12 protein-coding genes and 1 other RNA gene are annotated in these 13,317 nt (G+C 70.7%); 7 read left to right on the plus strand and 6 right to left on the minus strand.

The window, feature by feature from the left end:
* Positions 1-74: 74 nt before the first annotated feature.
* Positions 75-581, minus strand: coding sequence for an Hcp family type VI secretion system effector (locus EV187_RS08105; RefSeq protein ID WP_165391142.1), 507 nt, complete (start codon positions 579-581; stop codon positions 75-77).
* Between the two features lie 240 nt (positions 582-821).
* Here EV187_RS08105 and prfB point away from each other — a divergent pair, with 240 nt between their 5' ends.
* Positions 822-1,931 carry a peptide chain release factor 2 gene (gene prfB / locus EV187_RS08110; RefSeq protein ID WP_130352569.1) on the plus strand — a complete coding sequence of 370 codons (1,110 nt, stop codon included), beginning with the start codon at positions 822-824 and terminating at the stop codon, positions 1,929-1,931.
* A gap of 3 nt (positions 1,932-1,934) precedes the next feature.
* On the opposite strand, the gene EV187_RS08115 is transcribed toward prfB, so the two are convergent.
* Positions 1,935-2,684, minus strand: a complete 750-nt coding sequence (locus EV187_RS08115; protein WP_130352570.1) for a gamma-glutamyl-gamma-aminobutyrate hydrolase family protein — start codon at positions 2,682-2,684, stop codon at positions 1,935-1,937.
* Between the two features lie 159 nt (positions 2,685-2,843).
* Between EV187_RS08115 and ftsE the strand changes: the two genes are divergently transcribed.
* From ftsE to EV187_RS08135, 4 genes are all read left to right on the plus strand, one after another.
* Complete coding sequence (ftsE, locus tag EV187_RS08120; protein ID WP_130352571.1) at positions 2,844-4,136, plus strand: cell division ATP-binding protein FtsE; 1,293 nt, start codon at positions 2,844-2,846, stop codon at positions 4,134-4,136.
* Positions 4,133-5,044: a permease-like cell division protein FtsX gene (gene ftsX / locus EV187_RS08125; protein ID WP_130352572.1), complete on the plus strand. Its 912-nt coding sequence runs from the start codon at positions 4,133-4,135 to the stop codon at positions 5,042-5,044. Before ftsE ends, ftsX begins: the two co-directional genes overlap by 4 nt.
* 109 nt (positions 5,045-5,153) lie before the next feature.
* A complete protein-coding gene (gene smpB, locus EV187_RS08130; protein WP_130352573.1) occupies positions 5,154-5,630 on the plus strand; it encodes an SsrA-binding protein SmpB in 477 nt (158 codons plus the stop codon).
* A 131-nt stretch (positions 5,631-5,761) separates the two neighbouring features.
* On the plus strand, positions 5,762-6,499 hold the full coding sequence (locus EV187_RS08135) for a tyrosine-protein phosphatase (protein WP_130352574.1): 738 nt from the start codon (positions 5,762-5,764) through the stop codon (positions 6,497-6,499).
* A gap of 98 nt (positions 6,500-6,597) precedes the next feature.
* Here EV187_RS08135 and EV187_RS08140 read toward each other — a convergent pair whose 3' ends face one another.
* From EV187_RS08140 to EV187_RS08155, 4 genes are all read right to left on the minus strand, one after another.
* Positions 6,598-6,963: a hypothetical protein gene (locus tag EV187_RS08140; RefSeq protein WP_130352575.1), complete on the minus strand. Its 366-nt coding sequence runs from the start codon at positions 6,961-6,963 to the stop codon at positions 6,598-6,600.
* A 118-nt stretch (positions 6,964-7,081) separates the two neighbouring features.
* On the minus strand, positions 7,082-7,741 hold the full coding sequence (locus EV187_RS08145; RefSeq protein WP_165391143.1) for an SIMPL domain-containing protein: 660 nt from the start codon (positions 7,739-7,741) through the stop codon (positions 7,082-7,084).
* A 106-nt stretch (positions 7,742-7,847) separates the two neighbouring features.
* A complete protein-coding gene (locus tag EV187_RS08150; RefSeq protein WP_130352577.1) occupies positions 7,848-9,137 on the minus strand; it encodes a glycosyltransferase in 1,290 nt (429 codons plus the stop codon).
* 162 nt (positions 9,138-9,299) lie between these two features.
* Positions 9,300-11,495 (minus strand): glycoside hydrolase domain-containing protein, encoded by a 2,196-nt coding sequence (locus tag EV187_RS08155; protein ID WP_130352578.1) that lies wholly within the window; start codon positions 11,493-11,495, stop codon positions 9,300-9,302.
* A 272-nt stretch (positions 11,496-11,767) separates the two neighbouring features.
* Here EV187_RS08155 and ssrA point away from each other — a divergent pair.
* Positions 11,768-12,138, plus strand: a transfer-messenger RNA (tmRNA) gene (gene ssrA / locus EV187_RS08160).
* Between the two features lie 7 nt (positions 12,139-12,145).
* On the plus strand, positions 12,146-13,297 hold the full coding sequence (mgrA, locus tag EV187_RS08165; RefSeq protein ID WP_479722873.1) for an L-glyceraldehyde 3-phosphate reductase: 1,152 nt from the start codon (positions 12,146-12,148) through the stop codon (positions 13,295-13,297).
* The last annotated feature ends 20 nt before the right edge of the window (positions 13,298-13,317 follow it).

Genomic DNA, 13,317 nt, shown 5'->3' on the forward strand with positions numbered 1-13,317 from the left:
GCCCTCGACGCTACACCCGTGCCCGGCGGCGGGTCGGTCGGCGGGCGCTCACGATCGGGCACTGCGGCGCGGCGTCACGGCCCGGTGGTGACGGTGCCCTGCCGGATGTCCCAGTCGAAGGTCGCCGGCGTCCCGAGCGAGCCGTCCGGGCGCTGCCGGCGGTACTCGAACCGCACGGCGCGGAACTCCATGCCCACGCTCTGCTCCACGTCGCCCTCGGCCGAACCCGTCGTCACCACGGAGGTGATCGTGACGTCCTGCATCTTCACGACGAGCCAGGCGTCACGTCCGCCGTGGCCGCCGCCGCGGGTGACGTGCAGCTCCGCCTTCGGGATGTGCCGGCCGGATGCCACGAACCCGAGCACTCGCGTGGATGCCGCGTCGAAGAAGTGCTCCCACACGAGCTCCGACGGGTCGGGTCGGCCGGCGCCGCCGCCGGCACCGCCGCCCGGTGCGCCCGGAGTGGCGGCCGCCGCAACTCCCCAGTTCCACGACAGCAGCTCGATCCAGTCCTCGTGGCCGACGGCGGGCGACTCGCCCGGCGCATCCGCGAAGAACGTGAGGTACGCGTGACCCGACATGGTCGCCCCCTTCGGCGGCGAGGCCCCCCGACCTCGCTCGCCTCGCAGTGTACGCCGCCGCCGCTCGGGCCCGACAGCTCCTCGTTCGGCGGCGACCGCGTCGGCGGGCTCGTCGGTGACATCGCGCATCGCCTGCCATCGGATCGCGGGATCCGAGTCGAGCAGCCACGCCGTGACATCCATGTGCACGTGCCACCGGGATCCGCAGTGCACGCCGTGCCCGACTAGGCTGGGGAGGCCATGTTGGATCTTGACCTCACGCAGGAGATCGCCGCGCTGCGGTCCACCTTCCGCGACATCCGTGCCGTCGTCGACGTCGACGCCCTCGAGGCCGAGATCGCTCGCCTCTCGGAGCAGGCCGGCGCACCCGACCTCTGGGATGACACCGAGCGTGCCCAGAAGGTGACGAGTGCGCTCAGCCACCGCCAGTCCGAGCTCGCGCGCGTGAAGAGCATCGACTCGCGCCTCGACGACCTCGAGGTGCTCGTCGAGCTGGCCCAGGAGGCCGGCGACGAGGAGACCGCCGGCGAGGCGCGCGTCGAGCTCGCGTCGCTGCAGAAGACCATCGGCGACCTCGAGGTGCAGACGCTGCTCGACGGCGAGTGGGACGACCGCCCGGCGGTCATCACGATCCGCGCCGGCGCGGGCGGCGTCGACGCGGCGGACTTCGCCGAGATGCTCATGCGCATGTACCTGCGCTGGGCCGAGAAGCACGACTACTCGGCCACCGTCATGGACACGAGCTACGCCGAGGAGGCGGGCATCAAGTCGGCGACGTTCGAGATCGACGGGCCCTACGCGTTCGGCACCCTGAGCGTCGAGGCCGGCACGCACCGCCTCGTGCGCATGAGCCCCTTCGGTGCGGCCGGCAAGCGCCAGACGAGCTTCGCCGCCGTCGAGGTCATCCCCCTCATGGAGGAGGCGCAGGAGATCGAGATCCCCGAGAACGACATCCGCGTCGACGTCTTCCGCTCGTCGGGCCCGGGCGGCCAGTCGGTCAACACCACCGACTCCGCCGTGCGCATCACGCACCTGCCCACCGGCACGGTCGTCTCGATGCAGAACGAGAAGTCGCAGATCCAGAACCGCGCGGCCGCGATGCGGGTGCTCGCGTCACGACTCCTCCTGCTGCAGAAGGAGCAGGAGGCGGCGCAGAAGAAGGAGCTCGCGGGCAACATCACCGCGAGCTGGGGCGACCAGATGCGCTCCTACGTGCTCGCGCCGTACCAGATGGTGAAGGACCTGCGCACCGAATACGAGGTCGGCAATCCGAGCCAGGTCTTCGACGGCGACCTCGACGGCTTCATCGCCGCCGGCATCAAGTGGCGCAAGCGCCCCACCGACGACTGAGCGCTACGACCGCACTGCGAACTTCGCGCGCGCCCTCGTGCGCGCCGCGGCGATGAACGCGCGGATGAGCGCGATGCCCTCGGGGTCGAGCCGTTCCTCGGGGTGCCACTGCACGCCGAGGCAGAAGCCGCCGTCGATCGCCTCGATGGCCTCGATGACGCCGTCGGGTGCGCTCGCCGAGACTCGGAGCCCCTCGCCGAGCCGGTCGACGCCCTGGTGGTGGTGCGACGAGATGTCGAACTCGAGCTCGTGCGTGATGTCGCTGAGCAGCGTGCCCGGCTCGATGGCGACGGGGTGCGACGTGTGCGTGCCGACCTCCACCCGGTGCGGCGTGAGGTCGACGCGATCGCCGAGGTGCTGTTCGAGCGTGCCGCCGAGCGCCACGTTGATCACCTGCAGCCCGCGACAGGCGCCGAGCACGGGCATCCCGCGCTCGCGGGCGAGCTGGGTGAGGGCGATCTCGAGCTCGTCGCGCACCCGCAGCGGGGTGTCGTTCGACGGGTGGGCCTCGCTGGCGTAGAGCGCGGCGTCGAGGTCGCGCCCGCCGGGCAGGAACAGCCCGTCGACCAGGTCGAGCAGGCGACCGGGGTCGTCCACGTGCGCGTCGATGCTGGGGAACAGCAGCGGCGCGCCGCCCGCCTCCTGGATCGCGGAGACGTAGGTGTGCGAGATCGCGTCGGTGGGAATGTCGACCCACGCGCCATAGCTCGCGGACTTGCGATCGGCGACGATGCCGATGAGGGGGACCGTCATCACACCTCCTGCGTCGCGTTCGGTTGGCTCTCCAACTTACGGATGCCGCGCCGGATCCGCACGGGGTTGCGGTGACCGAGTGGCGCGCGAGCGCGCGCATCCTGAGAGTTGGGCGAGTCGCAGGTGACGTTCGCGCGCGGGCTGCTTAGGCTCGACGCGATGATCCGATTCGACTCCGTCACCAAGACCTACCCGGGTCAGGCAAGGCCCGCCCTGCACGACATCGGGGTAGAGATCCTCCGCGGTGAGTTCGTGTTCCTCGTCGGCGCCTCCGGCTCCGGCAAGTCGAGCTTCCTGCGTCTCATCCTGAAGGAGGAGAAGCCCTCGAAGGGCAGGATCCACGTGCTCGGGCAGGACCTCGGATCGATCTCGAGCCGAAAGGTCCCCTACTTCCGCCGCGACCTCGGCGTCGTCTTCCAGGACTTCCGCCTGCTGCCCAACAAGAACGTCTACGAGAACGTCGCGTTCACCCTGCGCGTCATCGGCAAGTCGCGCGGATTCATCCAGTCGGCCGTTCCCGAGACGCTCAAGCTCGTCGGCCTCGACGGCAAGGGCAAGCGGATGCCGCACGAGCTCTCGGGCGGCGAGCAGCAGCGTGTCGCCATCGCTCGCGCGATCGTGAACAAGCCGCAGATCCTGCTCGCCGACGAGCCCACCGGCAACCTCGATCCGGTCACGAGCGCCGGCATCATGACGCTCCTCGAGCGCATCAACGCGAGCGGCACCACCGTGGTCATGGCGACGCACGAGGCCGGCATCGTCGACCAGATGCAGCGTCGGGTCATCGAGCTCTCGGCGGGCGACATCGTGCGCGACGAGCGGGGTGCGGGGTACGGCGCCACCCTCGGCGACGTCGACGAGGCGCTCTCCGGCGTGCCGGCCGTCGGCCAGGAGCCCGGGCCCGCTCCCGAGTCCGGACCCGCGCCGACCGAGATCCCCGCGGAGGAGGACGCCTCGGCGGTGATCGCCGCCGTCGCCGCGACGAGCGGCCGGGGTGCCAAGGGCAAGGCTGCGAAGGCACCTGCGGCCCCGAAGGCTCCCGCGGCAGCGAAGGCGGCGACCTCGGCGAAGGCCACGTCGGCGAAGGCGACCACGACCGCGAAGGCGTCGGCCGACCCCAAGGCCGCCCCGGCGAAGCCGGTGCGCGCCGCCGCGCCCAAGGTCGGCAAGAAGGTCATGGACGAGAAGCAGCCCCTCTACGTCGAGCCCGAGGAACGCGACGAGGTGACGGATGCCGCGGCGGCGATCACCGCGGCCGCGACGGCGTCGGTCCCGGTCGCGCCGGCGGGCGACGCCTCGGAGCCGGCCGCCGTGGCGGGCGACGCCGCAGGTGCCGCGAAGGGCGGCGACGGCGCATCCGAGCACCTGACCCTCGCCGAGCGGCTGGGACTGCGCGCTCCGGGCGGACCGCGCAAGGGCGACGACGAGCAGGAAGTGGGTCCGACGCGATGAGGTTCGGTCTCGTCCTCTCCGAGGCGGCGAACGGCCTTCGCCGCAATGCCACGATGGTGGTCTCGGTCGTGCTGGTCACGTTCATCTCGCTCACGTTCGTGGGCACCGCGGCGCTGCTGCAGCTGCAGATCGCCCAGATGAAGAACTACTGGTACGACCGTGCCCAGGTGGCCGTGTACCTCTGCACGTCCGTGTCGACCGCGGCGGGCTGCACCGATGGCGAGGCCACCGAGGAGCAGAAGGCCGCCGTCGATGCGCAGCTCGGTTCCGACACGCTCGCACCCTTCATCGACGAGTTCTACTTCGAGGACCACCAGCAGGCGTACGAGAACTTCCAGGAGCAGTTCGAGGGCACGCCCGCAGCGGACTACGTGACACCCGAGGTGCTCAACGAGACGTTCTGGGTGAACCTCGTCGACCCGTCGCAGGCCGCGGTGATCGTCGAGAGCCTCGCCGGGCTCGCGGGCGTCGAGCAGGTGGTCGACCAACGTCGCTACCTCGACCAGATCTTCGACGTGCTGAACGCGGCGAGCTACACGGCGATCGCCGTCGCCGCGATCATGCTCGTCGCCGCGGCGCTGCTCATCGCCACGACGATCCGCCTGTCGGCGTTCTCACGTCGGCGCGAGCTCGGCATCATGCGCCTCGTCGGGGCATCCAATCGCTTCATCCAGACGCCGTTCGTGCTCGAAGGCGTCTTCGCAGGGCTGATCGGATCGCTGCTCGCGGGCGGGGCGGTGATCGCGATCGTGCACTTCTTCGTGCAGGGCTACCTCGCGCAGAGCCTGTCGTTCACGTTCGTCGACCTCACCGACGCCTTCATCGTCGTGCCGCTGCTCATCCTGGTGGGCGTGCTGCTCGCGGCGGTCTCGGCGGGCATCGCGATCACGCGGTACCTGCGGGTCTAGCTCGGCCGCGCGGAAGGCGGATGCCGCGGCATCCGCTAGAATCGAAGGCTGCCCCGGTCACCGATGGGGCGGCATCCGACAGCAACGCACTCGAACGAAGGAGCAGGTCGTGCCCAAGGAACGCGGTCAGAAGGTCGTCGCGACCAACCGCAAGGCGCGCCACGACTACACGATCGAGGACACCTACGAGGCGGGCATCGTGCTGACGGGCACCGAGGTGAAGTCGCTGCGCGAGGGGCGCGCGTCGCTCGTCGACGGCTACGCGTTCATCGACGGCGGTGAGATGTGGCTCGACGCGGTGCACATCCCCGAGTACACGGAGGGCACGTGGAACAACCACGCGCCCCGACGCAAGCGCAAGCTCCTGCTGCACAAGCAGGAGATCGTGAAGATCAGCCACAAGACGAAGGAGGGCGGCTACACGCTCGTCCCCCTGCAGATCTACTTCAGCGACGGCCGGGCGAAGGTCGAGCTCGCGGTCGCCAAGGGCAAGCGCGAGTACGACAAGCGCCAGGCCCTGCGCGAGCGGCAGGACAAGCGCGAGGCCGACCGCGCCATGGCGAGCCGGCGCAACCTCGGCGACTGACCCGATGCCGCGCGGCGCCGCACGCGGGTCGCATGGCCCGAGCGGATGCCGCGAGCCGGTGTCGCCCCGGCGGCCGCGTTCGAGGCGGCCTCCCAGCCGTGGTGTCGTGACCGCGGGGTAGGCTCATCGCGATGGAGACCTCGACCCGCATCCCGGTTCCCGGCACCTACAACTTCCGCGACGTCGGCGGGCTCCCGGCCGCCGGGGGCACTGTGCGCGACGGGGTGCTCTTCCGCTCCGACGGGCTGCACCGGCTCGGTGAGGCGGGCCGTGCCGAACTGCGCCAGCTCGGGGTGGGCATCGTCATCGACCTGCGCGATGAGAACGAGGCGCGGTTCATGCCCGACGACCTCGAGGGGCTCGATGTCGAGGTGCTGAGCCTGCCCGTGTTCGAGGGCTCGGGCGCCTCGCAGGGCGCCGGCGGCATCTCGCTCGATGCCCTCTACGAGCGCATCGTCACCCAGCACGCCTCCGTCGTGGTGAGCGCACTGCGCGAGATCGCGAGTGCGGGCGACCGGTCGGTCGTGGTGCACTGCACCGCAGGCAAGGACCGCACCGGCATCGTCGTGGCGCTCGCGCTGCTCGCCGTGGGCGTCGATCGCGAAGCGGTGGTCGAGGACTACGCCCGCACCGAGGCGAACCTCGCCGGCGAGTGGCTCGAGGAGATGGTGGCGCTCATCGGCCGCTACGGCGTGCCCGACACACCCGAGCTCCGCATCCTGATGGGCGGCAGTCCGCGCGAGGCGATCGAGGGCGTGCTCGACACCGTCGAGCGGGCGCACGGGTCCACGCGCGAGTACCTGCTCGCGTCGGGCCTGCGCCTGCACGACCTCGCCGCGCTCGAGCGGCTGCTCATCGACCCGGCCTGAACCGGTGGCGTCGCCGGTCGAATGGGCGGCGGTCCCTCTGGTGACTCTCCTCCGGGTGACTCTCCTCGGGGCCTGAGCGACACTGTCGCAGTGCCGGATCAGCAGGCCTCCTGCAGCTGGATACCGTGCTCGGTCTGGCGGTTCACCAGTACCGAACCATGGGAGTCGCAGATGGCGTTCACCAGCAGGGCGAAGCCCTCGCCGCTCTGGAAGTTGCCCTTCTCGCCCGGGAGACCGAATCCCTGGACGGTTCCGGGCGGCACGAACGCCCACACCTCGGGAGCACCGGGGAAGACGCTGGGCAGCCAGGCCCAGTTGCCGTTGATGATGGGTCCGTCGGTGCACACGGAGCCGCACTCCGCCGGCGGCTTGCTCACGTTGATACAGTCGAGCGCTTGGGCGGCTGTGGGGACGAGGACGAATGCGAGGGCCAGTCCGGCCGCCGCGAGTGACTTCTTGAACATGGTTCCTCCGTTGCATCTTCGGTGACGCAGAACGACCTGATTGGTCTGCACACTACTCAGACGTGAGGAACTGTCAACTCTTACCCCGAGACGGGGACCACGTACGCGACCGCGGCGGTCAGGCGGGTTCTGCAGTGAAGCGCGCGTCGACGGAGGCCTCGATCACGAGGTCCTGCGGCGCGAACTCCGTCGGCGCCGCGCCGCCCACGTCGGCGACGGCGCGCATCATCATGGCCTTCGGCATGGGCGTCGGCTGGGAGCTCAGCATGCCGTGGTCGGCGAGCTCGACCGGCGCGGGCGTGCCGAGTCCGAGCGCCGATGCGTAGACCTGCGCCTTGGCCACGGCGTCGGCCACCGCGGCGCGCTGGGCGGTCTCCTGCACGCGCTTGCGCGTGGCATCCGTCAGCCGCCAGTCGATGCCGCCGATCGTGAGCTCATCGGAACCGGCGGTGTCGCCGACCCACTCGCCGAGTCGCCCGAGGTCGCGGAAGACGACCTCGACGTCGGCACTCGCCTGGTGCACGACCGGCAGCTGCCGTCCCTCGTTGTTCCACGGACGGTACGACCAGACGCGCAGCTGGTCGGCCGACCACTTCTCCAGGGCGCCGGATGCCTCGAGCTCGCGCACGGCGGCGAGCAGGCGCTCGTGCGCGGCGCTGGTGCGGCCGTAGACGTCGTTGCGAGCGGCGCCTGAGCCGCCGACCGAGAGGGTGACGGCCCCGAGCTCGGGCGCGATGCGCTCCTCGGCGTGGCCGGTGACGGCGATGGTGGTCGGCATGTGGTCCCCTCTCGGCTCCGAGCGGCGGGCGACGTGACGCGTCCGCGGCCGCGCGGGCACGGCCGACCTCAGCATACGTGCCGAGGTGGACCGCGCCGCAGGGCGCTCATGCCGGGGTGCGCTCGGGCAGCACTCCCGCCCCGTCGAAGAGCCGGTCGAACACGACGCCCCGGTCGAACTGCAGCGCGTGGACGCGCGCCCGCTCGGCCCGGGCCGCGCGCTCCTCGGGCGGGAGGGCGAGCGCGGCGTCGATGGCGGCGGCGATGGAATCGGGGTCGTCGACCGGCACGATCATCGCGTGCTCGCCCACCGCTTCGCCGATGCCGCCGGTCTCGGTGGTGATCACGGCGCCGCCGCCGGCGAGCATCTGCTCGGCGAGGGCGATGCCGAACGTCTCGACGAACTCGGGGCGCGGCTTGCTCGGCAGCACGTAGGCGGCGCATCCGGCCATCAGGTAGGGCTTCTCGGCGTCGTCGACATCGTCGAGGAACGCGATGCGGTCTGCGCACGGCGACGCGGCCGCGAGCTCGCGCAGCGACTCGGCGTCGGGTCCGCGGCCCGCGATCACGAGCTGCAGCCGCTGGTTCGCCGGCGTGCGCTCGAATCCGGCGATGAGGTCGTCGACGCCCTTGGCCTTCGTGAGCCGCGAGAGGAACAGCACGTACCCGTCGCGCTCGAGGCCCCTGGCGGCGAGCACGCCGTCGACGAGAACCGGGTCGAGGTCGAGGTACTGCGACGTGTCGATCGCCGGGTACGAGATGCGGATGCGCTCGCGGCACTGCTCGGCGAACCGGGTGCCGTGGAACGCGTCGATCTCGGCGGCCGAGGCGACGATGAGCTCGCGCGTGTACTCCGAGACCGCGACGCAGTGGTCCTGCGCGAGGTAGCTCGAGAGCATGTGCGCGGCGGCGCCGAAGCGGCCCTGCTCGACGCACGAGCGCACGACGTTCGTGACATCCGACCCCACCGCCTCGGCGATCGTGGTGACGTTCACGGGCAGGCCGGTGCTCCACGCGGCGCGCACGGCGTCGGTGACCGCGACCGTGTGCGGGCTGAGGTAGAGCGACAGGCACACCGTCGGCACGCCGTCGGTGAAGAGCTCGACGAGTCGGCCGATGATGCCGGCGAGGTAGCGGCCATCGGGCACCTTGTAGTCGCCGACCGGCTCGGGACGCTCGACGATGATGCCGTCGCTGTAGGGGAGCATGCGGTCGAGCGGCTTCAGCGGGAGCCCCGTCGCCTCGAGGCGCTCGATCGGCCACGTGACGATGCGCACCTCGTCGAAGCCGCGTTCGAGGGCCGCCTCGGCGAGGTTGCGACCCTCGACCGAGTGCCCGCAGATCACGGGATCGGCACGGTTGACGATGACGAGTCGGTTGCGGGGCTTGCTGTTCATGGGCGCGTCCTTCGATCGATACGGGCGTGCGGTCTGGTGGAGCGGTCTGGTCGTGCGGTCTGGTGGTGCGCTCTGGTGGAGCGGTCTGGTCGTGCGGTCTGGTGGTGCCGTCTGGTGGTGCGCTCTGGTGCGGACCCGGTGCGGTCCGGTCGGGGTCGTGGGTCAGTCGGCCGAGGCCGACGGCGGGCGGGCGTTGCGTCCCCAGTCGCTCGGCTCCGGGCCGAGCTCCACGAGTAATCGGCCGCCGCGATGCACCTCGTCACCGCGGAGCCAGGTGCGATCGAGCCGGTCTCCGTTGAACGCGACCGACTGCACGTACTGGGCCGGACCGCCGGGGCGCGGCTCGGCGAATCCGGTGGTCTCGATGCGCAGGTCGCCCTCGCCGAGGCGGATCTCGGACTCCGCGAACGAGGGGGCGTTCACGAGGAACACGTTCTGCCCGGCGACGGGGAACAGCCCGAGCGACGCCCAGACGTACCACGAGCTGAGCCCGCCGGAGTCGTCGTTGCCCGGCAGGCCGCCGCGACCCGTGCCGAACTGCTGGTGCACGGCGGCGTGCACCACCTCGGCGGTGCGGTCGGGCCGCCCCGCGTACTGGTACGCCCACGGCGCCTCCATGTCGGGCTCGTTGTTGAGCCCCTCGAAGCGTCCGAGTGCATACCCGTTGGCGAGCTCCTCGATCCCGGGACGCATGCCGGGCTGGCGCACCGGCTCCGCGCCGAAGCCGAAGAACGCGTCGAGCATCCCGACGAAGGCGCCATCGCCCCCGGCGAGCCCGATCCGGTTGCGCATGTCGTGCAGCAGCCGGAAGGAGTAGTTGTACCGGCTCCCCTCGTAGAAGGTCGAGTCCAGCAGCAGGCCGGTGGTGTCGTCGAACGCGTTCACCCAGCGGGCGGCGAGCGTCGTGAACTCCTCGACGAGGGCGCGGTCGCCGACGCGCTGGGCGACCTTCGCGGTGCACCAGTACCCGTACGCGAGGTCGAGCGTGTGGCTGATCGGATGCGCGATGCCGCGGAGGAGGAAGTCCTCGCCGTACGTGCGTCGCAGGTCGGTGTGCATGTGCACGAGCGCCCACTCCCAATCGATGCCCGGCAGGGCGAGCTGGCAGAGGTCGGCGAGGAACGTCTGCGCGAGGGCGCTGCCCTGCCGCGAGAAGCGGTCGCTGCCGCGCGCCATCCGGTACCCGATCGGGAAGTTGCCCTCCTCCTCGCAGATCGTGAGGAGCGCCGTGCCGAGCTCCACCGCCCGCTCGGGCATCAGGGCCGTGATCAGGGGGAGCTGGGTGCGGTAGATGTCCCACATCGTGCTGAGGTCGAACACGAACGGTCCGTCCGACGGCCAGAACGGGCTCTCCTGCGGTGCGAGGCACGGCTTGATGAAGGAGTGGTACAGCGCCGTCGAGAACACGGTCTCGCGCTCGGCGGATGCCGCGTCGACCGTGATCGCCTTCAGCTGCCTGCGCCACGCCTTCTTGGTGCGGTCCCGGCGCTGGGGGAACCGCGCCGGGCCGACTCCGCAGTCGCGCCGGAGGTTCTCGCGGGCCTGCTCGACCCCGCGCAGCGAGAAGCCGATGCGCACCTCGATGCTCTGCCCCGGCTCGCTCGGTCCGGCCCACATGAGGCCGAATGGTCGCAGGGTCGTCGGGCGGATGTGCTCGAACGCGAGCCGGGTGCCGCCGGGCATGAGCCGGCGGTCGTACCAGAGCATCTGGCGCCACGACGTGGCCTCGCACTCGATGTACACCGCGAGCGGCGTGCCCTCGACGACGATCTCGCCCTGGGCGATGCCCGGCCCGATCGACTCGAGATGAGCGCGCAGCGGAATCGTCTCGCCGTGCGGGATCGACAGGCCGCCGAGTGAGAAGTCGATCACGATGCGCGCGTTGCGGTGACGCGGGAACGTGTACCGGTGCACCGCGCTCTTCGGCCCCACGGTGAGTTCGGCGCGGATGCCGGAGTCGAGTGTCGCGGCGTAGTATCCCGGTTCCGCCGTCTCGTCGACGAGGCCCCAGTTGCGGCCCAGTTCGTCGAGCGGCTCGAGCATCGGCGTCACGCGGAAGTAGTTGTAGTACTTGCGGATCGCGCCCGTGCCCGACTGCTGGAAGTGCGTGAATCCGGATGCCACGGCGCCGTCGTGGATCGTGGTCGGAACGCCCTCCGTGGCGAGGTCGTACCGCCCGTAGCCGGTGGGATAGGCGCCCGAGTACGCGCACGCCGACACCATCCCGAGCGGAAACGTCGCGCCGGGATGCGTGTTGCCCACCTGCGGCTTCGGCCACCACCAGGTGGCGGCGATGCCGCTGGGTGCCGGCAGGTCGGTGACCTCGGTGCCGATGAACGGGTCGACACGCCCGATCATGCGGCTCCCGTGCGGACGCGGCCACGGGGGCATTCGGGTGCGCGCCGGGGCGCGCTGCGGGGGTCGGCCTCGGGAGTTCCCATGCCGGGACGCTACGGGCAACGACTCCGGCGTAGGTTACGCGCGCATGAACGATTGCCGAGGAATGACAGCGGCCAGGCGTATGTTGTAACCTGTAAGGCCGCGTAGCCCTCGGGTTCGCGCGGGATTGGAAACTCCACAGGGTGCGACAACGGCTCGCCGAACCGGCTTCGACCGGTGCGGTGCGACATGGGGATGATCGGTTTCGACATCGCCTGCGAACCCACGAGAAGCGGGCCGAGGATGCAGGGTTATCTCGTAAACGATCTCTGCGAAACAATAACTGCCAATAAGAAGCAGTCTGACTTCGCCCTCGCTGCCTAAGCGAGTGCGCTAGTCCGTCAGTCCGCGGGTCGGTTCCCGCCCCGGTCACTGGCGTCATCTAGGGAACTTGCTGCACGTCGTCGCCTGAGCGACGTGCGGGACTCTTTCAGGCTGGGCCTGTCGACTTGGGTGCCTGTGGCAAAGGTCGGGGCCGAGTAGAACGCTCGTACAGGCTGCGCCCGGAGAAGGCGTGGAATCACAGCGATGGACGGGGGTTCAATTCCCCCCATCTCCACCATCGGCCGTTGTCGCACGACATGGAACGAAGGCCGCCCCACGGGGCGGCCTTCGCCGTCGTCGGCGCCGCCTTGCACGTGCGCACGAGCCGGGCGCAGGATGTCGGAGTGACCTACCTCGCGGCATCCGACCGCTACGACGACATGACCTACCGCCGCACCGGGCGATCGGGTTTGCGGCTCCCACTGCTCTCGCTCGGCCTCTGGCAGAACTTCGGCGACGACCGGCCGTTCGAGGGTCAGCGCGACATGGTGCGTCGCGCCTTCGACCTGGGCATCACGCACTTCGACCTCGCGAACAACTACGGGCCGCCGTACGGGGCAGCGGAGTCGAACTTCGGGCGGCTCCTGGCGACCGATCTCGCGCCGTATCGCGACGAACTCGTGATCTCCACGAAGGCGGGCTGGGACATGTGGCCCGGGCCGTACGGCGTCGGAGGCAGTCGCAAGTACGTGCTGGCGTCGCTCGACCGCTCGCTCGAGCGACTCGGGCTCGATCACGTCGACATCTTCTACTCCCACCGCCCCGACCCCGACACTCCGCTGGACGAGACCGTCGGCGCCCTCCACGACGCCGTGCGCTCGGGCCGGGCGCGCTACGTCGGCATCTCGTCGTACAGCCCGGACGCGAGCCGCGAGGTCGCCGGCATGCTCGCCCGGCTCGGCACGCCGCTGCTGATCCACCAGCCGTCGTACTCGATGCTGAACCGCTGGATCGAGACCGAGGGGCTCCTCGACGCCGCCGGCGAGCTCGGGTTCGGCGTGATCGGGTTCACCCCGCTCGCGCAGGGCATGCTGACCGGCAGGTACCTCGACGGGATCCCGGCCGACTCGCGCGCCGCCTCCGACGGGTCGCTCGACCGGGACATGCTCGCCGAGGAGACGCTCGAGCGCATCCGGGCGCTCGCGGCGATCGCCGAACGTCGCGGGCAGACGCTGGCGCAGCTCGCACTGGCGTGGGCGCTCCGCGACGAGCGGGTCACGAGCCTCGTGATCGGCGCGAGCCGCGTATCGCAGCTCGAGGAGAACGTCGCCGCGCTCGACCGGCTCGAATTCGGCGACGACGAACTCGCAGAGATCGACCGGTACGCCGTCGATGCCGGAATCGACCTGTGGGCCGAAGCGCGGCGCGGTGCCGGGCTGCCCGACCTGCGCCCCTGAACGCCACCTGGCCGGCTCGC

The organism is Agromyces ramosus (genome assembly GCF_004216665.1).
Lineage (GTDB): Bacteria > Actinomycetota > Actinomycetes > Actinomycetales > Microbacteriaceae > Agromyces > Agromyces ramosus.